Annotated in this window: 19 protein-coding genes; 18 read left to right on the top strand and 1 reads right to left on the bottom strand. The window is 53.8% G+C overall.

Features of this window, described 5'->3' with window-relative positions:
• Positions 1 to 187 precede the first annotated feature (187 nt).
• The 8 genes from ACTQ1N_RS04755 (at position 188) to ACTQ1N_RS04720 (ending at position 9,270) form a co-directional block, all read left to right on the top strand.
• Positions 188 to 1,441 (top strand): ABC transporter substrate-binding protein, encoded by a 1,254-nt coding sequence (locus ACTQ1N_RS04755; protein WP_441955133.1) that lies wholly within the window; start codon positions 188 to 190, stop codon positions 1,439 to 1,441.
• Between the two features lie 68 nt (positions 1,442 to 1,509).
• Complete coding sequence (locus ACTQ1N_RS04750; RefSeq protein WP_154526974.1) at positions 1,510 to 2,397, top strand: carbohydrate ABC transporter permease; 888 nt, start codon at positions 1,510 to 1,512, stop codon at positions 2,395 to 2,397.
• A gap of 11 nt (positions 2,398 to 2,408) precedes the next feature.
• The gene (locus ACTQ1N_RS04745; protein ID WP_320808766.1) at positions 2,409 to 3,272 is read left to right on the top strand and encodes a carbohydrate ABC transporter permease; all 864 of its coding nucleotides are present in this window, start codon (positions 2,409 to 2,411) and stop codon (positions 3,270 to 3,272) included.
• Positions 3,269 to 4,369, top strand: a complete 1,101-nt coding sequence (locus ACTQ1N_RS04740; RefSeq protein WP_320808765.1) for a glycoside hydrolase family 172 protein — start codon at positions 3,269 to 3,271, stop codon at positions 4,367 to 4,369. Before ACTQ1N_RS04745 ends, ACTQ1N_RS04740 begins: the two co-directional genes overlap by 4 nt.
• A 61-nt stretch (positions 4,370 to 4,430) precedes the next feature.
• Positions 4,431 to 5,702 carry an ABC transporter substrate-binding protein gene (locus tag ACTQ1N_RS04735; protein WP_441955130.1) on the top strand — a complete coding sequence of 424 codons (1,272 nt, stop codon included), beginning with the start codon at positions 4,431 to 4,433 and terminating at the stop codon, positions 5,700 to 5,702.
• A 223-nt stretch (positions 5,703 to 5,925) separates the two neighbouring features.
• Entirely contained in the window at positions 5,926 to 8,103 is a 2,178-nt protein-coding gene (locus ACTQ1N_RS04730) for a sodium-translocating pyrophosphatase (RefSeq protein ID WP_441955128.1), read from the top strand.
• A 114-nt stretch (positions 8,104 to 8,217) separates the two neighbouring features.
• The gene (locus ACTQ1N_RS04725; protein ID WP_441955126.1) at positions 8,218 to 8,688 is read left to right on the top strand and encodes a Fur family transcriptional regulator; all 471 of its coding nucleotides are present in this window, start codon (positions 8,218 to 8,220) and stop codon (positions 8,686 to 8,688) included.
• 39 nt (positions 8,689 to 8,727) lie between these two features.
• A complete protein-coding gene (locus ACTQ1N_RS04720; RefSeq protein ID WP_441955124.1) occupies positions 8,728 to 9,270 on the top strand; it encodes an NADH peroxidase in 543 nt (180 codons plus the stop codon).
• A 93-nt stretch (positions 9,271 to 9,363) separates the two neighbouring features.
• On the opposite strand, the gene fliB is transcribed toward ACTQ1N_RS04720, so the two are convergent.
• Positions 9,364 to 10,491 carry a flagellin lysine-N-methylase gene (gene fliB / locus ACTQ1N_RS04715; RefSeq protein ID WP_441955122.1) on the bottom strand — a complete coding sequence of 376 codons (1,128 nt, stop codon included), beginning with the start codon at positions 10,489 to 10,491 and terminating at the stop codon, positions 9,364 to 9,366.
• 221 nt (positions 10,492 to 10,712) lie between these two features.
• Between fliB and ACTQ1N_RS04710 the strand changes: the two genes are divergently transcribed.
• The 10 genes from ACTQ1N_RS04710 (at position 10,713) to ACTQ1N_RS04665 (ending at position 21,169) form a co-directional block, all read left to right on the top strand.
• Positions 10,713 to 12,074 carry a sodium-dependent transporter gene (locus ACTQ1N_RS04710; protein WP_441955120.1) on the top strand — a complete coding sequence of 454 codons (1,362 nt, stop codon included), beginning with the start codon at positions 10,713 to 10,715 and terminating at the stop codon, positions 12,072 to 12,074.
• A 14-nt stretch (positions 12,075 to 12,088) separates the two neighbouring features.
• Positions 12,089 to 12,916 carry an alpha/beta hydrolase family protein gene (locus ACTQ1N_RS04705; RefSeq protein ID WP_441955118.1) on the top strand — a complete coding sequence of 276 codons (828 nt, stop codon included), beginning with the start codon at positions 12,089 to 12,091 and terminating at the stop codon, positions 12,914 to 12,916.
• A 145-nt stretch (positions 12,917 to 13,061) separates the two neighbouring features.
• The gene (locus tag ACTQ1N_RS04700) at positions 13,062 to 13,787 is read left to right on the top strand and encodes a hypothetical protein (protein WP_441955116.1); all 726 of its coding nucleotides are present in this window, start codon (positions 13,062 to 13,064) and stop codon (positions 13,785 to 13,787) included.
• Positions 13,788 to 13,937: 150 nt separating this feature from the next.
• A complete protein-coding gene (locus ACTQ1N_RS04695) occupies positions 13,938 to 14,795 on the top strand; it encodes a MurR/RpiR family transcriptional regulator (RefSeq protein WP_441955114.1) in 858 nt (285 codons plus the stop codon).
• Between the two features lie 236 nt (positions 14,796 to 15,031).
• Positions 15,032 to 15,745 carry an N-acetylmannosamine-6-phosphate 2-epimerase gene (locus ACTQ1N_RS04690; RefSeq protein ID WP_441955112.1) on the top strand — a complete coding sequence of 238 codons (714 nt, stop codon included), beginning with the start codon at positions 15,032 to 15,034 and terminating at the stop codon, positions 15,743 to 15,745.
• A 116-nt stretch (positions 15,746 to 15,861) separates the two neighbouring features.
• Complete coding sequence (locus ACTQ1N_RS04685) at positions 15,862 to 17,124, top strand: extracellular solute-binding protein (RefSeq protein WP_441955315.1); 1,263 nt, start codon at positions 15,862 to 15,864, stop codon at positions 17,122 to 17,124.
• A gap of 184 nt (positions 17,125 to 17,308) precedes the next feature.
• The gene (locus tag ACTQ1N_RS04680) at positions 17,309 to 18,220 is read left to right on the top strand and encodes a carbohydrate ABC transporter permease (RefSeq protein WP_441955110.1); all 912 of its coding nucleotides are present in this window, start codon (positions 17,309 to 17,311) and stop codon (positions 18,218 to 18,220) included.
• Positions 18,221 to 18,229: 9 nt separating this feature from the next.
• Positions 18,230 to 19,111 carry a carbohydrate ABC transporter permease gene (locus ACTQ1N_RS04675; RefSeq protein ID WP_441955108.1) on the top strand — a complete coding sequence of 294 codons (882 nt, stop codon included), beginning with the start codon at positions 18,230 to 18,232 and terminating at the stop codon, positions 19,109 to 19,111.
• Between the two features lie 92 nt (positions 19,112 to 19,203).
• Positions 19,204 to 20,121 carry a dihydrodipicolinate synthase family protein gene (locus tag ACTQ1N_RS04670; RefSeq protein WP_441955106.1) on the top strand — a complete coding sequence of 306 codons (918 nt, stop codon included), beginning with the start codon at positions 19,204 to 19,206 and terminating at the stop codon, positions 20,119 to 20,121.
• Positions 20,122 to 20,227: 106 nt separating this feature from the next.
• A complete protein-coding gene (locus ACTQ1N_RS04665) occupies positions 20,228 to 21,169 on the top strand; it encodes an ROK family protein (RefSeq protein ID WP_441955104.1) in 942 nt (313 codons plus the stop codon).
• Positions 21,170 to 21,276 lie beyond the last annotated feature (107 nt).

Below are 21,276 nucleotides of genomic sequence, written 5' to 3'. Positions count from 1 at the left end.
TTGTTTATCTCAGAGTACGTTTCGATCCTGCATTCATCTTATCTGTATCCACGATGATTTCAAGATGTTCACACAAAGTCTAAAACGGATTATAAAAACACATAAACAAATTGCATTTCAGCCAGGCGGGAAATCCGGTATTGTACATGCATCGGAAAAAAGTTCTTTTTGAGAAGGAGGAAACGAGATGAAAAGAAGAACAGGGAGAATGCTCAGTCTGGCATTAAGTGCAGGAATGGCGCTTGGCTGTGGAGCGGTTCCGGCAATGGCAGAGTCGACAGAAGCGTCAGGAGACTATGATCTCACACTGTATTCCATCCAGACGACAGATCCGGAATTCAAGGACTGGCTAAGTGATGTGGAGAGCGGAACAGGGCTGAAGATTAATGTCATTGCGGCACCTACAGACTCTGACACGAGACAGCAGAAGGTTACGACCATGCTGTCGACCGGAGACTCATCGGTTGATATCATCGAGATCAACGATGAGATGAGTACGACATTCAAAAATTCCGGATGGCTGGAGGGACTGAATGACACAGTGATGACGGACGACGTCCGCGACAAGTTCGCTAAAGGCTATGTCGACCAGATGATTACGAACGTGGACGGCCAGGTCATCGGTGTCCCGTCTTATACCGGTTACCTGGCATTCTGGGTCAACCAGCAGATTATGGATGAAGTCGGCATCAAGTCGATCGACACAAAGGATGATTTCATGAAGTATATGGAAGCTGTTTCCGGAAACGGTCGGTTCGGATATGGCGGATCATGGGAAAAAACATATGTATTCAATGAGATTGCACAGTTTGTCAATATGTTTGGCGGAGATTACTACGACTGGACAAATCCGCACAACAAGGAGGCGATGGAATTCCTTCATGAGCTTGTCCAGAAGGGTTATACCTCTCTTGACCAGCTTCCTGACAAGTATGAGCAGATGAATCCGAAGGCAATCGATGGAAAATACGGCTGCTGGTTTATGTGGGGAACTGGAACCGACTATGCGAATGCGGATATGCTCGGAGATGACAAGATCCATATGGCGATGGTTCCGTCCTTCGCGGAGGACGGAAGCAGATCCATCTTTACAGACTCCTGGAGCTATGTCCTGAATGCCGCATCCGAACACAAGGACGCTGCGGTCAAATTCCTTCAGTACATGACCGGGAAAGACGGGATGGAGGCAAGCTACAAGTATTTTGACCGTTATCCGGCAAGGGCGGATCTGGCGGAGAAAATTGTTCCGGATTCCAATCCTGTCAAGAAGATGTACGCGGAATACGCAAAGGAGTGCAACGTACAGGGAAGGCCGATGCTGCCGCAGACAATGGAGTTCATCAGTGCGATGGGAACGATCTTCCAGTCCTATATGAGAGATGAGATCTCGATCGATGACTTCCTCTCCCAGGCACAGGGATACGTAGAGGAGTATCAGTAAAATCTTCATACAGCCGGTGGCAGAAAATCCTGCCCCCGGCTGTCGTCTGAGGAGGAAGGAAATATCACATGTACAGAAGCAAATCGAAGGCGATGGCTCTCCTTCCATGGCTGCTGGTGCTTCCGGTTGTCATCCTGAGGGCATTTACAACGATATATCCGGTCACAAAGACAATCAGGGACAGCTTTTTTGACATACGGCTCCTTGCCGGAAAGAATGTGTTCTGCGGGTTTGAGAATTATATCCGGATGTTTCATGATCCGAAGGTACTGATCTCGATCCAGTTTACGGTTATCTTTGTCTTTGTCTCGATGTTTTTTCATATTACACTGGGTGTGCTGCTTGCGATGGCGCTGAACATGAAGTTCAAAGGGCAGAGGTTCCTCCGGACGATTGTCCTGATTCCCTGGGCAATGCCCTCTGTCGTCGCAGGTATGGCCGCAAAGTGGGCGTTCAATAACGACTATGGCCTGATCAATGATCTGATCCGAAGGATTGTCCCGAGCTTTCAGTATAACTGGCTGATCTACAGGGGGTCTGCGAGAGCAGCTGTGATTGCGGTGGATCTCTGGAAGGATCTTCCGTTCTTTGCGATTCTGGTATTGTCGAACCTGCAGTTCATATCAGGGGATCTGTATGAGGCAGCAAAGGTTGACGGCGCTTCCGCCAGACAGTGCTTTACGAAAATCACTCTGCCGCTGATCGCAAAGGGGGTGGCGACACTCTGTATTCCATTCACACTGTGGAGGCTGACTTCATTTGACCTTGTCTATTCGATGACTTCCGGAGGACCAGGGGAAGATACGGCGCTGATAGCGTACCGAATCACGACAGAGGCATTCACGAATCTGAACATCGGGTATGCATCTGCCATGGCGGTTGTATTGTTCCTGATCATGATGGCCTTCTCACTCATCAATATGAGAATTACTGGAAGTAAAAAGTTTGAGACATAAAAGGAGCAGCCATGAAAACAAAAAGGATCAGTAACGGAACATCCGGAAAGATCGGAATCTGTATCATCCGCTGGGTTGTCTTTGCGCTGATTGCATTTGTCGTTCTGATGCCGGTCTACTGGATATTCATATCCTCGATTACTCCGCCCGGGGAATTGTTCAAATCCCCCATTGAATACCTTCCGAAGCACCCGTCACTTGAGAGCTACCAGTTCCTGGTGAGCCATGTCGGCCTGCTTGAAAAGATCCGGAACACAATCATTATCATCGGAGTTACGCTGATTGTGGGAACCTTCATCTGCATCCTCGGGGCCTACGGGTTTTATCGGTTCAGGGACAGGAAGGGCGTCAATCTGGCGTTTCTGTTCATTGTTGCAACGATGCTGATTCCGGAGGTGGTCACGGCAAGGCCACTGTATGAATTCATGAGAAAAGTCGGGCTGTTTGACACCTATCCGGGACTGATCATCCTGTATATCAGCAGCATTGTTCCGTTCACGATTCTGATTCTGAGAGGGTTTGTCGGGGAGATTCCGGTTGTACTGGAGGAGGCTGCAGCGATTGACGGAGCGGGATTCTGGCAGCGCATGCGGTATATTATACTGCCGCTGATGAAGCCGGCGATCGCAACCGTCTGCATTATCAACTTTATCTCATGCCTGAATAATTTCTTTACACCTTTGTACTACTCGAACCATATTCAGGTGCTGTCGGTCGCTATCGTCCAGCTTCCTCTTCGTGATAATATGTATGGCGTACCCTGGGATCTGACATCGGCGATGGGCTGGATCATTCTGATGCCGATCATATTGTTCGTCGCAATCTTCGAGAAGCAGATCATGGATGGGATTATGGCAGGAGGCGTGAAGGCATGAGCGGATATACATCACTCGGAAACTTGTTTCTGGATCAACATATGGAAAGCCGGTCGATCAATGCAGAAAACCCAACCGGAGAGAAGGGCAGGGGCGGCATGGCGGCTAGCGGGCTTGGACCGTCCCGGAAGGGGGCACCCTGCCTGCATGATATCCCTTCCGGCGCGAGGGTGAATCTCGCGGCAATTGAAGGTCCCGGCATCATTCGGCACATCTGGATCACCGTGCCTTACAAAACGACAGATGCAGACTGTTTTGTCTTGCGGGATCTGGTGCTCCGCTTTTACTGGGATGATGAGACACTTCCGTCTGTGGAGGTACCACTTGGGGATTTCTTCTGCTGCGGGTTCGGAAGAGCCTGCATGGTCAATTCTCTGCCGATCGCGGTGGTGCCGAACCGGGGGCTGAACTGTTATTTCCAGATGCCGTTCAGGAAGAGTGCCCGGATTGAGCTGGAAAACCAGCATAAAAATCCGATCCCGGCTTTCTTCTACCAGGTAGACTACAGTCTTGTGGAAGCCCTCCCGGAGGATGCGCTCTATTTTCATGCACAGTGGCGCAGGGAGAAAATCACCCAGAAGGGTGTTGATTACACCATTCTGGACGGAGTGAAGGGAAGAGGACAGTATGTCGGAACCTATCTGGCACTGACTACGCTGGAGCGATACTGGTACGGAGAAGGAGAGGTCAAGTTCTACCTGGATGGTGACCGGGAGTACCCGACGATCTGCGGGACCGGCACAGAGGACTATTTTGGCGGTTCCTGGAGTTTCGCCAGACAGGAGAATGGAAAAACAGTCGAGCAGCAGTACTGCACACCCTATCTGGGCTATCCGTATTACTCCAGCCATGACACAGAGCACAACCTGTATCACAACGACGATACTATGCCTCAGCGGGGGTTCTACAGGTGGCACATCGAGGACCCGATTGCATTCAGCAAGGATATTCGCGTGACGATCCAGCAGATTGGCGTCGGTTACAGGGGACTGTTTGAAAGACAGGACGATGTGGCCTCTGTTGCTTACTGGTACCAGCAGCTTCCTCACAGTCCCTTCCCGGAGCTTCCCCATACGGAGGACAGATGGCCAAGATAAGTTTGCCGGAGTCATGAACAGAGGCTTCGGGCATCCTGTCGGCCGAAGAGGTGAGAAGAATATGAGAGGAAAGACAGGGCTTGCTTTTGCAATTGCCATTGCGCTGGTTTCCTGTTTCGTGGTCTTTCGGGTTTTCCGACAGCATAGGCAGGGTGAATACCGGACAGAGGATGATTCTGGCATGACTGAGGCGGAGCAGATCCTGACCATTCTGACACCTGATGCATCAGTGGATGAATTTCAGGGATTCATAGAGGAAACCGGAAAAAGGCTGGGGATGAAGATCCGGCTGGAAGCGACCTCCCAGGACGCGGAAAGCCGGGAGGCGCAGGTGTCAAATCTGCTGACATCGGGGAATCAGGATGTGGATCTGATTGCAATCAACGACGAGATGGCGTCAGAATTTATTCCCAAAGGATATCTGGAGCCGCTTGGGGAAGATGTTCTGCCGGAGGATATCAGAAGCAGTTTTCCGGAGGAATACTTTCAAAAGGTCTGTATGTATGATGGGAAGGTATACTCCGCGCCGTACATGCTGGACATCATGATGTTCTGGATAAACCAGAAGTTCCTGGAAGAGGCCGGGGTTTCTGATCTGAATACGGAAGACCGGTTCGATCATTTTCTGGAAACGGATTATGGCGAGAACCGGTATGCTTATGGCTCAGCCTGGGAGCAGTCATACGCTTATAATGATCTCTTTCAGACGGTCAACATGTTTGGCGGTGATTATCTGGACTGGGATAATGGGAACAGCCGGGCAGCGGTTCAGTATCTCAAGAATCTTGTGGAAAACGGACAGACTCCTGAAGACCAGGTGCTGGATCAGTATGAGCAGATGGAACAGAAGTTCATCGATGGAAGATACGGATGCATCTACCTGTACAGCGGGGCGATGAATATTTTTTTAAATTCCGGAGCTTATTCAGATGAGGGAATTCATGTCAGCAGTATTCCGGAGTTTTACGAAAAGAAGACAACCATTGCGACCTGGCAGTTTGCAATCAACCGCTCCTCCTCACATAAGGACGCCGCAAAAGCATTTATCCGCTATATTACAGGCGATGATGGCGCCGAGTATTACAGTAATTGCGTCCAGCGCGCCCCCGCAAGACTTGATATTCTCAGGCATGGGGGGGTGGATATTCCGGATATTGAGGTGGTCCGCTCCTATGTCAATACCTGCGAGCTATTGCCGCGGTACTTTACGGATAGTCCAATGAGCGGAATTAAGAGTATGGGGACGCTGTTTCAAAAGTACATAGCTGGGGATATTACAATGGACAGTTTCTGTGCTGGTGCGCAGGATATCGTGGATGAGCGTAAATCCTGATTATCGTTCTGATTATAAGAAAGGGCCCGGCAGACTGCATGGTGATGCAGCCTGCCGGGCTCTTTTTGCGCTCCTCTTAATTTAGCAGAATGGATAATAAATCAGACTAAATTTTGTTCAGCTTTTCGAGGGCATCGTATATTTGCGGATGTTAGAATGAAAGAAATGGTTACCGGATCGAAGAATGAAAAGCAGTATATGAAAACTGAACGGAGGTGTGCTTATGCAGCTGCTGATGATTCTCGTCCTGTTTGCGTCAGTTCTGGCTTTGTGTTTTGCGGCGTTCAATTTCTTCGGGGTGAAGAAGCTGCCGGAGGGAGACGGGCAGATGCGCGAGATTGCGTCTGCCATCCGGACGGGAGCAGCTGCGTTCATATCCTATGAGTACAAGATCCTGTTTCTGGTGATTGCCATCGTGGCGACCGTGATCGGGATCGTTACGATGTGGCAGGCTGGCGCTGCCCTGGCGATTGGGGCGGCGATGTCCAGCCTGGCGGGTTTGATCGGCATGAAGATCGCCACCTATGCCAATGTCCGCGTGTCTGAGCGTGCCAGATCGACAAAGGACATTGGCGCGACCGTGAAGGCTGCATTTCGTGGCGGCTCCGTCATGGGGCTCTGCGTCGGCGGGTTTGCCCTTCTCGGGCTGTTTTTCGTCTATCTCATCTTCGGTCTCGGCATGGGGCAGCTTCATGTCACAGAGGCTTCCTATGTCAACTTTCTGGGACTTCGGTTCATTCCATTTACCATGACACTGTCCGGCTACGCGCTGGGCTGTTCAATCGTTGCGATGTTCAACCGTGTCGGTGGCGGCATCTACACCAAGGCGGCGGACATGGGCGCCGATCTTGTCGGGAAAACGGAGGCGCATATTGCGGAGGACGACCCGCGTAATCCGGCGACGATCGCGGACAATGTTGGCGATAATGTCGGGGATGTCGCAGGGCTTGGCTCCGACCTGCTCGAGAGCTATGTCGGGGCGATCTGCTCAGGCATTATCCTGGCCTACCACATGTTTCTGCAGTCTGAGGCGCTTGGTACCGGCATGACCAGGCAGCAGCTGGACAAATGCATCCTGTTTCCGCTGATCTTCGTGTCCGTGGGGCTCATTTCCTGCTGCATCGGGATCGCAAGCCTGCTTTTCAAGAAAAAGATGTCCGCGGACCCGCACCGGGACCTGAATGGGGCGACATATGTGGCGGCAGGCGCGACCATCGTGTTCGGACTTCTGGTCTCTTTCTTTCTTTTCCATAATGAGGATATGAGTGTTCTCAGCGCCGCGTTGGGATTTTCTGCCGGGGCACTGTCGCCGTGGGTTGCCTCGGCTGCGGGAATCGCAGCAGGCGTTGTGATCGGGATGCTGGCAGAATATTATACTTCTGCGGCGTACAGGCCGACGCAGAATCTGGCGAATGCCTCGAAGGAGGGGCCGGCGCTGACCATCACATCCGGAATGGCGCTCGGGATGCGTTCCTGTATGGCACCCTGCATCGTCCTCGCGGCGGCGATCGTGATCAGCTATGCGGTCTGCGGGATGTACGGCATCGCCATGTCGGCGATGGGCATGCTTTCATTCGTCACCGCGACGGTGTCGGTTGATACATATGGACCGATCTCCGACAACGCAGGCGGCATCGCGGAAATGAGCGGCCTGGATCCGGATGTCCGCCGGATTACGGACACGCTGGACGCTGTCGGCAACACGACGGCTGCGATCGGGAAAGGGTTCGCGATCGGGTCCGGCGCGCTGGCAGCCATGGCGCTGATGATTTCCTATCTGTACTCATTCAATGACGCCGGGACAGACCTGGTTCTAAACATGATGCAGCCGATGGTGCTGGCTGGCGCTGTGGTGGGCGCTGCACTGCCGTACCTGTTTTCTGGGATGTTGATTGATGCGGTCGCGAAGGCGGCTGGAAAGATGGTCGATGAAGTCCGCCGTCAGTTCAGACAGCATCCCGGCATCCTGAACGGAACCGAGAAGCCGGACTATCGGACCTGCATCAGCATCTCCTCCAAAGGGGCGATCGGGGAGATGAAGCTGCCTTCATTTCTCGCGATTCTTGTACCGGTTGCCTGCGGCTTCCTGTTCGGACCGCAGTTTGTCGGCGGGCTGATCATCGGAGCGACGCTGAGCGCCATCATGATTGCGATCTACTGCGGGAATGCGGGCGGCGCCTGGGACAACGGCAAGAAGTACATCGAAACCGGCGGCGTCAGGGGGGCGGCGAAGAACACCCCCACACATGATGCGGCGGTTGTCGGTGATACGGTCGGAGACCCACTGAAGGATACGGTCGGACCATGTCTGGATATCTTCATCAAGATCATATCGACTGTGTCACTTGTGATTGTGCCTGTCTTTGCACAGTATAACCTGTTCGGTCATATGATCAGATAGAGATTCTCAAAAATAGGTGTTGACAAACGCTTTAGAGAGGGCTATATTAGCTTCAGTAACGATAATGATTCCTGATTATAAGGACGATCGTTACGGAAGGAAAGGATGTGACATATGGCAGGGCTGAAGCATAGTCGTCAGAGAGACGCGATCGCCGAGAATCTTCGGCACCGGAAAGATCACCCGACGGCAGACATGATCTACAAGGATATCCGGAACGTTTATCCGAATATCAGCCTCGGGACGGTTTACCGGAATCTGTCGCTGCTGGTTGAGCTTGGGGAAGCCAAGAAGATCACGACAGGAACAGGGGCGGAACACTACGACGGTGACACGCACCCGCACAATCATTTCATCTGCAGAAGCTGCGGCAATGTATTGGATATGAATGACTTTATCGACTGCGGCAAGATCAAGCTGCTGGCAGCAGACCAGTTTGACGGGCAGATTGAGGATTGCAGCATCCTGTTCTACGGGGTCTGCAGTGAGTGCCTGAAGAAAGAAGAAAAGGAAGAACTCAGCTCACCGGCGGCATCCGGCAGGAAGACAGCAATTCAGGAAACAGAGGTTGACTTCCCGGCATGAACCGGGGCAAACAGTGAATGATAAGGAGGATTTCGAATTATGGCAAAGTGGGTATGCAATGTTTGTGGTTATGTTTATGAGGGTGAGACTGCACCGGAGAAGTGCCCGGTCTGCGGCGCTCCGGCTTCCAAGTTCAGAAAGCAGGAAGAGGAGATGACATGGGCAGCTGAGCATGTTGTCGGTGTTGCTTCTGATGTACCGGATGACATCAAGGAAGATCTTCGCGCGAACTTCAATGGCGAGTGCTCTGAGGTCGGCATGTACCTTGCAATGAGCCGTGTCGCGATGCGCGAGGGCTATCCGGAGATCGGCCTGTACTATCGTCAGGCAGCGTTTGAGGAAGCTGACCATGCATCCAGATTCGCTGAGCTGCTCGGTGAGGTTGTCACGGATTCCACGAAGAAGAACCTTCAGCTGAGAGTGGATGCTGAGAACGGCGCTACCGCAGGCAAGACGGATCTGGCGAAGAGAGCAAAGGCACTGAACCTTGACGCAATCCATGACACTGTCCATGAGATGGCACGCGATGAGGCAAGACATGGCCGTGCATTCGCTGGACTGCTGAAGAGATATTTTGGCTGAGACATTCAGAGTCATCGGCTGAACAGAACAGGATGAAACGGGAAGGAGTGGCATATTGCCACTCCTTTTTTCGACCGCTCATCATCGAGTGATTCAGCAGTTTTTCAGATATTCAACATTCTCGTCGCTGTGCTCGACTTCTCTTGAATAGAGGTGGGCGAGGTCGATCATGTCCTGGATTCCGAAGTGCTTTCCGCTTTTGAGGTATCTGGAGATGCACATCAGATACAGAAAGCAGACGGATTTTGCACAAAAATGGATGGCCGGGGCAGTTATTCCGGCGCCTGTGTGCCGGGCTGGCTGGAAGCAGGAGTCGGTGATGTAGCGGAAGCAGAAATAGCAGCCGAGCTTCTCAAACCAGACCGCCAGCTTTCCGCGGGCACATTGCGACAGCTCCTGCCACAGGAGAGGCTGCCTGACGAATTCCGCAATCGTGACATCCGGAAGCGAGCCATCCGGATATTCAGAGAACTGCAGTCTCATCTCGGTGAGCAGGTCTGTCCATCGGCTGTCCAGAACTTCCAGCCGGGACATCTGCTCAAACAGTGCCGGGAGACGCGTCAGCCGGATACCGTCCGCCTGATCTCCGGCGCAGTCTGTATGATTCGGGCTGGTCTGCATGCCCGGGCTTTCATTGTGACAGGATCCCGGACCGTACAGATGCAGAACTTCGAGAAAACGATCAGCCAGTGTGCGGCTTCTGTCTTCCAGGATGGCGATGCAGTCGTCCCGGATGTCGAGGACGTGTACCAGACGGCCATTCAGCGCCGTATCCGGTATGGGATTTGCGTCTGCATCCGCGTCGGGCATTTCTTCGCGGATATATTCGATGGGGTCGGGGTCTTCAAAGAAGATCCGCCCCAGCTCCATACAGGACAGGGACAGGTCGATCTGCTCATAATCGCCCTTCTCGAGAAAATATCTCGGATATTCCATGCAGACCTGTGCAAGGCTCTCCTCTCCAAGCTGCGTGATGATGTCGCAGAGGTTCTCCCGGTTCAGAAATGGGCATCGGCCGCCTTCACACAGGGGGAAATACCGATCGGCTCCGTCCTCCTTGATGTGGGCGCGAAGTCTGTCTCCGAAGGGACCTTTCAGGGACTTGTAGTAGTTGTAGGTCTCTTCGTCGATGTCTACTTCCCAGCCAATGCAGCAGCTGTCGGGGCAGCTTCCGCCGATGCAGTGAAACTGGCTGTAGTATGAAGGGTAATCGTAGGTCATGGTATTGTCTCCTCAGCCGTCTGATTTTATATTATCATACCCTCATGGGTACGGATTTCAACCGTTTCTGATCCGTGGATTTCGTACCGTTTCATACCATGTATTTCACGGTTCGGCTGATGGTTCCGGGACAAGAATGAAAAACTGTTGTATAATTGACCAATCTGACAATTACCGGGAATCATTTCTTGTATATTATGCTTGAGGAGCGTATTGACATCATGGAGAATCAAAGAGAACATCTTGGAAGCCGGCTGGGCTTCATTCTGCTGTCGGCGGGCTGCGCCATCGGGATCGGGAATGTATGGAAGTTTCCGTGGCTGGTCGGGCAGTACGGCGGAGGTGCATTCGTCCTGATTTATCTGGTATTCCTGCTTCTGATGGGGGTGCCGGTGATGACGATGGAGTTCGCGATGGGACGGGCGGCACAGAAGAGTCCGGTGAAGATGTACAGGGTTCTGGAGCCGAAGGGCAGCAAGTGGCACATCCACGGGTATGCTGCATTTGCGGGCAATTATATTCTGATGATGTTTTATACGGTCGTCTGCGGATGGATGCTGCAGTACTTCTTCGCGACGGCGGCGGGGACGTTCGAGGGGCTCGATACCGAGGGCGTGTCGGAACAGTTTGATCAGATGATGGCAAGCCCTCTGAGGCAGTGGGGATTTATGGCGGTCTCGGTCATCATCGGATTCTTCATCCTGAGCCTCGGACTCCAGAAAGGGGTGGAGAAGATTACGAAGGGAATGATGATCGCGCTTCTGCTCATCATGGTTGTGCTGGCAGTTCATTCCATCTTTATGCGGGGAGGACAGGAAGGACTGCTGTTTTACCTGACGCCGAACATGGCGGAAATCCACCGTGCCGGTATCTGGAATGTGATCCAGAATGCGATGAATCAGGCGTTCTTCACGCTGTCGATCGGCATGGGCGGAATGGCGATCTTCGGAAGCTATATCGGGAAGGACCATGCACTTCTGGGGGAGTCCGTCAATGTCGCGGCACTGGACACTTTTGTGGCATTTACCTCCGGTCTGATCATTTTTCCGGCCTGCTTTGCGTACGGTGTACGCCCGGACTCAGGACCGGCACTGATCTTCAAGACGCTGCCGAATATCTTCAACCATATGGCGATGGGACGCCTCTGGGGAGCATTGTTCTTTGTCTTCATGACATTTGCGGCGTTCTCGACCGTGATCGGGGTATTTGAGAACATCATTGCGATGTTCATGGATCTCACGGGCTTCAGCAGGAAGAAGGCCTGCCTTCTGAACGGGGCACTGATGCTTCTGCTGGCGACGCCATGTGCCTTCGGACCGAATCTGCTTGCGGGTGTGCACCCGATGGGCGGCAGCTCGACCTTCATGGACCTGGAGGATTTCATCGTCTCGAACCTGGTGCTGCCGCTTGGCTCGCTGACGTTCTGTATCTTCTGCACAAGGAAGGCCGGCTGGGGCTGGAAGTCGTTTATGGCGGAGGCGAATACCGGGAAGGGGCTGAAGGTCCGGGGCTGGATGTGCTTCTATCTGACCTGGATTCTGCCGGTGCTGTTCGGAATTGTATTTGTGATGGGACTGGTGTGAACGGGGGGATGATCATGGACGAAAAAGAATTCTACATTGACAAGGATGGGTTCCGGATCCACGCGAAGCTGGCGATTCCGGGTGATCGGACGGTCGAAAAGATGATGCAGCCAGGAGCTGAGCGGCTTCCGCTGGTGATTGTCGTTCACGGCCTGACGGGTCACATGGAGGAACGCCATATTGCTGCGGTGGCGCAGGCTGTTCTGCAGACAGATGCCGCGGCGCTCCGGGTGGAGCTGTACGGCCACGGGAAGACGGATGGAGATTTTTTGAACCATAACCTGCTGGAGTGGGTTGGAGAGCTTTTATACATCATCGACTATGCCCGGAGCCTTCCGTTTGCCGGCAGTCTGTATCTGACCGGCCATTCGCAGGGCGGGCTTGCGGTGATGCTTGCCGCGGCGCTCAAAGAAGATCAGCTGAAGGCGATCATACCGCTTTCGCCGGCGATCATGATCCGGGATGCCTGCCGGAAGGGGGAGGTCTTTGCGGAGAAGTTCGATCCGGCGCTCATTCCGGATCGGGTGAAGATCACAGAGGGAAAGTATGTGACAGGCAATTATGTTCGAACTGGAAGAGTACTTCCGATCGAGCAGGCAATCGATGGGTTCCGGAAACCGGTGCTGATCATCCACGGGACGGAGGACGAGACAGTTCCATACGGGTATGCCGAGGATGCGGCCAGACGTTACCATCATGCCAGACTGGTGCCAGTGCCGGGCGATGATCACTGCTATGACCGTCACCTGGAGGTTGTCACAGACGCTGTGAAGGCGTTCCTCCGGGAAATGGAGGCGGATGCACAGTCGTCTGGGGAATGTGCGGCTGGGCGGGATGACTGACAGACAGTATGTATGACTTGACGGCCGGCGGGCTGCGTGGCAGGATTGAGGCTGCTTAAGAAGCATCTGCATAATAGCCGGTAAGCAGGGAAAAGGACAGGAGGCAGGAAAGCGCGGGATGAAGACGGAAGGAAACAGGTGCGTGATGAAACAGAAAAGGACATCCGGGGGCAGGCTTTCCACGCTGCGGCCGGTTCTGTGCGCCGCTGTACTGATGGCTGTCTGTCTTCTTTTTTCAGGGATTGCTGAGGCAGATTCCAAGAAACCGGCGTACAGGAGGCCGTCGGTTGACAGAAAACGAAGGGATATTATCCTGTATGTCGGAGATTCCAGGACATGGTTTTATGATCTCCACCATGTGAAGGACAAGCGGGACGGACTGATTTATCGCGACGGAGCATCAATCGGTGAACTTCGATATAACAAGAATTATAGCCGATGCGGACAGCTTGGAAAGTACCTCCGCGATGCGCTGAAAACCTATCCGAATGCAAAGATCGTTCTGAACTTTGGCTGTAATGGCTGCTCGCGGGTTTCGAGCAACGCGAAGAGAGTCGTGAAGGAGTATCAGAAATGGATGCGCGCCTATCCGGACCGCCAGTTCTATGTGGCAAGCATATTTCCGGCTGCCGATCGGAAGCCCTATTCAAGAGGAAATATGCATTATATGAACCGTGCGCTGAAGAAGAACTTTCCGGACATATACATTGACGCGGGAGAGTATCTGGAGAGAAGAGGTCTTGATCAGCCGCGCAAGGATGGAAGAGGGTTTCAGAAAAAACGGGGCGGGTATGATCTCAAGCATTACAGCAGGTATGCGTCAAAGGCGGTAAAGAAGTATATCCGCAGTGTGGTGATGGCGGCAGGCTGACAGGAAACCGCTCTGGTGCGGGCCAGCGCAAAAAGGTGCTATACTGAGAATGAAGTTTTCATCCGGCAAGGGCGCCGGAAGCTGATCCGACAGATGACGGATGAGGCAGACTGGCCGGATGAAGGAAAAGCTGCCACGAGGAAGAACCATATGCAAGGATCCAGTCTGCTGACGGAGATCAGCCTTTCATACAACCAGTACACGAAGACGGAGCGAAAGATTGCCGACTACATTCTGAAAAAGCCGGGCGGTGTCCTGTTCATGTCGATTACAGAGCTCGCGGAGGAATGCGGTGTCGCGGAGGCGAGCATCCACCGGTTCTGCCGGAAGGTCGGAGCGAAGGGATATCAGGAATTCAAGATGAAGCTGTCTCTGAGCACGATGCCGGAAGAGCCGGAGTCCGATGAAGGCGCCGCTGACGGGAGCGGCAAGGTTGCGACGGGGCAGATGTTTGCGGACATTCTGCAGACTCACATCAATGCCATCCGGGAGACGAATGCGCTGCTGCGTCCGGAGACAGTCAATGCGGCGGTAGATCTGATGATCCGGTCCCGCAGTGTCCAGTTCTTCGGGATCGGTGACAGTCTGCTTGCGGCGGAGGAGGCGCGCAACAAGTTTCTTCGGATCACACCGAAGGTGCGCACCATCACGGATCCGCACATGCAGGCCATGGCGGCATCCATGGCAGATGCAGAAGACCTGCTGTTTTTCATATCCTACTCGGGAGCGACGAAGGATAATGTCTATGTTGCGAAGATCGCAAAGGCGGCCGGGGCGAGGATCATTGTGATTACCCGTTTTCTGAAGTCTCCGCTCACGGAGTACGCGGATGTTGTACTGATCTGCGGGTCCAATGAAGGACCGCTGGAGGGCGGTTCCATGGGGGCAAAGATGAGCCAGCTCCACATCATCGATATTCTGTTTCAGGCCTATTATCAGAAGACGCGAAAGGAATCGGCCGAAAACAACCGCAGAACATCAAAGGCGGTTGTCGAAAAACTGTTCTGAAGTTCAGACTGCCGCGGATCCGGCTGACGGATCCGCGGCAGTTTTTTTGGTCGCTCATTATCCGGCCTGTCATCCGGACCCGGAGCCGGGTACAGGGAAGAGGCAGCGGCAGCCAAGCAGATTGCACAAACAGGGGGAGGCAGAATTGTCGGAAATGGAGAATATAATTTTCAATAATGAAAATATGTTGAAAATTATTTTATATATGCTATAGTGCAGTCAAGGAGGGAAAGCGAATGAATGCGAAGGTTGAGGCACTGAAGGGAAGGCTGATTGTTTCCTGCCAGGCGCTTCCGAACGAACCACTTCATTCATCCTTTATCATGGGGCGGATGGCGCTGGCGGCAAAGATGGCAGGGGCGCGCGGAATCCGGGCGAACACAAAGGAAGATATTGCGGAAATCCAGAGAATGGTCGATCTTCCGATTATCGGAATCGTCAAGAGGGATTACGAGGACAGCGGTATCTACATCACGCCGACCATGAGAGAGATCGATGAGCTGATGGAGGTGAAGCCGGAGATTATCGCGCTGGATGCGACAAACCGGCTTCGTCCGGGCGGAAAGACACTGGATGAGTTTTATGCAGAGATCCGGGAGACATACCCCGGCCTGCTGCTGATGGCGGACTGCTCGACGGTGGCAGAAGCCATTCATGCCGATGAACTCGGATTTGACTTTGTCGGCTGTACGATGGTCGGATATACGCCGGAGAGCGCTGGCGACAAGATTGCCGCAGATGATTTCAAGATACTCAGGGACATTATTGCGGGTGTCCGGCATGCCAGAGTGGTTGCCGAGGGCAACATCAATACGCCGGAGAAGGCGAGGCGGGTGATTGAGCTTGGAGCGTTTACGGTGGTGGTCGGTTCCATCATTACAAGGCCCCAGCTGATTGCGAAGCCTTTCGCGGAGGCGCTCGAGACGCTGGCGAAAGAACAGCAGGAATAACCCGATACGGGAATCAATGAAAGGCGCGAAAGCGCAGCATTTCAAGGAGGATAGCATCTATGAAAAGAAGAGCAGCGGCACTTGCGGTGGCGGCGGTCATGGCGATGAGCATGGGCATGACGGCATTCGCAGGAGAGACGGAAGGAACGGCATCGGCAGATCTTGCGGCGGATATCACACTCTGGACCTACCCGGTCGGCGGATATGGCAGCAGTGAGAATGTGGATGGCCTGATCAAGGCGTTCAATGAGAAGTATCCGAATGTCAACGTCACAGTGGAGTACCTGGACTACACGAACGGCGATGACCAGGTTAACACCGCGATCGAAGGCGGACAGGCACCGGACCTGGTGCTGGAAGGACCTGAGAGACTGGTTGCAAACTGGGGTGCAAGAGGACTGATGGTGGATCTCTCCGATCTGTTCGCAGACGATGCTTCATCCGATCTGTACGAGAATGTTTCGGCGGCCTGCAAGGGCAGCGACGGCAAGTATTACGAGTATCCGCTCTGCATGGTCGCGCACTGCATGGCGGTCAATGAGACCATCTTCAAGAACGCAGATGCCCTTCAGTATCTTGATCTTGACAACCATACCTGGTCGACAGAAAACTTCTTCAAGGCCGTCCAGGCGGTCTATGACAGCGGCCAGGAGAATGTTGCGGCTGTCTACTGCGCAGGGCAGGGCGGCGACCAGGGAACAAGAGCACTGGTGAACAACCTGTACGGCGGAACATTCACGAATGCGGAGCACACCGAGTATACCGTCGACAGCCCGGAGAATGTCAAAGCCCTCCAGGCGCTGGTCGATCAGAAGGGCATCAACTTCGATGCGTCTCTGGTCGGCGGTGATGAGATCCAGCTCTTCAGGAACGGAACGCTCGCGGTTTCCTTCTGCTGGAACGCAGCGCAGCAGAACAATACCGACAACGGCGAGGCGGGAAAGACCAACAACGGCGACAACATCATCCCGATGCAGTTCCCGACCGAGGACGGCTCCGCGGCAAAGCTCTGCGGCGGTATCTGGGGCTTCGGAATCTTTGACAACGGCGACGCGGACAAGATCGCGGCTTCCAAGGAATTCATCCGTTTTATCTGCAACGATCCGGATCAGGCAAAGGAGAGTGTCAAGGTTTCTTCCTTCTTTCCGGTACACACAAAGATGACCGGTGTCTATGACGGAACCGATATCGCGGATACCATGACCATGTTCACCGAGAAGTTCATGCCGGCGATGGGAGACTATTATCAGGTCGTCCCGGGCTGGACAGAGGCTCGTACCGCATGGTGGAATATGCTTCAGAACATCGGAAACGGCGCAGACATCCAGAGTGAGCTGACCGCATTCCAGAAGACCGCCAATGAGGCCGCAAAGGCGTAAGGCGGAAGTGAAAAACGCCCGTCGGGCTGCAGGATACGTCCGGCGGGGTGAAGCCGCCGCCGGGCAAGGCCGCAAAGGCACGGGGCGGCAGGGCAGGTGAATCTGCCGTACAATCTGTCAGTATCTTTGGCGCCCGCTTCCTTCGGAATGTGGGCGCTTCCAATGAGAAAGAGAGGAATTCGCTGTGGCTGGTACAACCAAGGCTCAGTCAAGAAGCAAGGTACTGGCAAGGAGGGAGACAAGGGTGGCATATACATTTCTGGCCCCCAGTCTCGTCTTCTTCGTCGGTTTTGTCATCCTCCCGATGGTGCTCTGCGTCTACACGAGTTTCTTCGACTCGACGATGGGCAAGGATGTGAAGGATGTCTTTATCGGATTCGGAAACTATGTGGAGCTCTGGAAGGATCCCGTGTTCCTGAAGGCACTGGTCAATACGCTGATCATCGTCGTCGTTTCAGTCCCGATTGTGTGTGTGTTTTCACTGTGGATCGCCTCGGTGATCTACCAGATGAAGGGGTGGGCGCTCTCGGCCTTCCGCTGCATCTTCTATCTTCCGGTTGTTACCGGCTCTGTCGCTGTCACGGTTGTCTGGAAATGGATTTTCAATAATTACTATGGCGTTCTGAATTATGTCGGGACGAGGACAGGGGTCCTTTCAAAGAACATCAACTGGCTGGGTGATTCAAAGTACGCACTGGGCTGCATCATTCTGATTCTGCTGACGACGTCCGTCGGACAGCCGATCGTCCTGTATGTCTCCGCCCTTGGCAATGTTGACCAGTCCCTGATTGAGGCGGCGGAGGTGGATGGCGCGACGAATCACCAGGTATTCTGGAAGATCAAGTGGCCGCAGATCAGACCGACCACGCTCTATGTGCTGGTCATCACGACCATCAACAGCTTCCAGTGCTTCGCGCTGATCCAGCTGCTGACATCCGGCGGTCCGAACCACTCCACCGACACGATCATGTACTACATTTACTACATGTGCTTCAAGCGCTACCGCTACGGATATGCAAACGCGATGGGCGTTGTGCTGGCCATCTTCATTGCGGTGCTGTCGGCGCTGCAGTTCCGGTTTGCGAGAGAAAAGTGAGGGGTGACGATGGAAAATTCCGGTATTAAAAAAATAACGCCATACAAGGTCATCTCGCTGATCATCCTGATTGTGCTGGCTATCTTCTTTATCTTTCCGCTGTACTGGATTGTGACCGGCGCTTTCAAGACGAATGCGTCCATCAACGCAACGACTCCGGACTGGTTTCCGAAGCAGTGGGTTCTGACGAATTTTCAGAAGCTTTTCGCAAAGAGGAGTGTTGACCATCTGTTCGGTTTCTTCGGGCCAAAGGCACCGGCAGCGTTCCGGTGGCTGTTCAACACGGTCTTCATTGCCGTCATGGCGATGATTCTGACCTGCATCACAGCAACAATGGCTGGATATGCACTTGCAAAGAAACGCTTCACAGGAAAGAAATTATTGTTTACGCTGATCGTATGCGCGATGGCGCTGCCCAAACAGGTTATCCTGATCCCGCTGATCCGTGAGATGTCAGCGCTTCACCTGTACGATAACATCTGGGCGATCATCATCCCCACCGTCGGCTGGCCGTTCGGGGTCTTCCTCATGAAGCAGTTTTCCGAGGGCGTCCCCGGGGAGATGCTCGAGGCCGCGCGCGTGGACGGGGCAAGCGAGGCAAGGACGTTCACCCAGATTGTAGCGCCAATGGTAAAGCCCGGGATCGGCGCACTGGCGATTTTCACTTTCATCAACACATGGAATGACTACTTCATGCAGCTGATCATGGTGAACAGCAATCAGAATCTGACGATTTCGCTTGGAATCGCGAAGATTCAGGCTGAGAACGCGACGGACTTCGGCCTGATCATGGCCGGTGCAACCCTTGCGGCAGCACCGATTCTGACAGTCTTCATCATATTCCAGAAATACTTCACGCAGGGCATCGCGCTTGGCGCGGTGAAGGGCTGAAGAGCAGAGGAGCAGAACGTGCCGGGAGTTCTTTCCGGTGCGTTTGTGCTGCATTAGGGAATGGATCTAAAATATACGGAGGAGATAAGTACATGAGAAATCTTGACAAGTACAAGGGCGTGATCCCTGCATTTTATGCATGTTATGACCAGGAAGGCAATGTCAGTCCGGAGGCTGTCAGAAGGCTGACGCAGTACCACATTGACAAGGGCGTGAAGGGCGTCTATGTCAATGGTTCTTCGGGAGAGTGCATCTATCTGAGTGTGCAGGACCGCAAGACGATTCTCGAGAACGTGATGAGCGTTGCGAAGGGAAAACTGACCGTGATCTGCCATGTAGCCTGCAACAATACAAAGGACAGCCAGGAGCTGGCGGCGCATGCGGAGAGCCTTGGGGTCGACGCCATCGCAGCCATTCCGCCGATCTATTTCCATTTGCCGGAATATGCGATTGCGCAGTACTGGAATGACATCAGTGCCGCGGCGCCGAACACCGATTTTGTCATCTACAATATTCCGCAGCTGGCGGGCGTGGCGCTGACAACGCCTTTGTTTGCGGAGATGAGGAAGAACCCTCGCGTCATCGGGGTTAAAAACTCTTCTATGCCGGTGCAGGATATCCAGATGTTCAGGCAGCAGGCAGGGGATGACTATATCATCTTCAATGGACCGGACGAGCAGTTCATCAGCGGGCGTGTGATCGGAGCGGAAGGCGCCATCGGAGGGACCTACGGTGTCATGCCGGAGCTCTTCCTGAAGATGGACGCGCTGCTGAAGGAGGGGAAGATTGCGGAGGCAAGGGCTATCCAGTACGATGTCGACGCTGTGATTTACAAGATGTGTTCAGCGCACGGCAATATGTATGCTGTGATCAAGGAGATTCTGCGCCGCAACGAGAAGCTGGACATCGGCGATGTCAGGCGGCCGCTTTCTTCTCTTGTTCCGGAGGATGAACAGATTGTTGCGGAGGCAGCCGGGATGATCCGGGCCGCAAGGGCAAAATACCTGTAAGCGGCGGCGGCATCATGGAATTCGGCCTGAGGTGTGCACAGGGGCCGGGCGGGGCGCAAGGGCGAAGTACCTGTAAGCGGCTGCAGGGTGCAGCGTGAGGATGATTATGGACAGATTCATTACCATCGATATTGGAGGGACAGACATCAAGTACGGTCTGATGGAAGGGAAGACAGTCCGCTTTCTGGAGAAAGGAAAGCGGCCGACTGAAGCCTGGCTTGGCGGAACGGGGATCGTGGAGAAGGCCCTGGATATCATCTCATCTCTCACTTCGAACAAAGAAAAGGCGGACGGGGTCTGCATCTCCTCGGCAGGGATGGTGGACACCGGGAGAGGGCGGATTTTCTACTCGGGGCCCAACATTCCGGACTATGCCGGGACAGAATTCAAGACCATCATTGAGGAGAAGACGGGTCTGCCCTGTGAGATCGAGAATGATGTCAACTGCGCCGGCCTGGCGGAGGCCGTACTCGGCGCTGCGAAGGGCAGAGACAGCGTGCTCTGCCTGACAGTCGGAACCGGGATCGGAGGCTGCTTCGTCTGGAAGGGCGATGTGTATCATGGCCATTCAGGCAGCGGCTGCGAGATCGGATACATGAATCTGGAAGGCGGACAGTTTGAGCGCCTCGGTGCCATGAGTGTCCTCCTGAGACGAGTTGCAGAGCAGAAGCGGCAGGAGAGAACCGGCGGGGATACAGCCGCACTGGGGGATATGAGCCGGATTTGGACAGGACAGCGTATTTTTGAGGCGGCCAGGGAGGGTGATCCGATTTGTGTCAGTGAGATTGACCGTATGTGTGATGTCCTTGGAAAAGGCATCGCGAATATCTGCTATGTCCTCAACCCGGAGGTTGTCGTGCTCGGAGGCGGCGTGATGGCGCAGAAAGAGTATCTGTACCCGAGGATTCGGGGCGCGCTGGACAGGTACCTGATCCGTTCCATCGCACAGGAAACAGAGCTGACGATGGCGCGGCAGGGCAACGACGCAGGCATGATCGGGGCGTATCTGCATTTTCAGAAGATGCAGAGAAAACGGCAGGGACGCTGAGCGGCGGAGGCCTGTACATCGGAATGTACACCGGAATGCACACCGGAAGCCTGCGCGCAAAAGGCCGGGCACCGGGAAGGATGCAGACACAGATGCGCCGAATGACC

Source organism: Porcincola sp. LCP21S3_C12 (genome assembly GCF_052118625.1).
Taxonomy (GTDB): Bacteria; Bacillota; Clostridia; order Lachnospirales; family Lachnospiraceae; genus Porcincola.
Note: the sequence above shows the minus strand (reverse complement) of the source record. Positions and strands in the feature narration are given on the sequence as shown.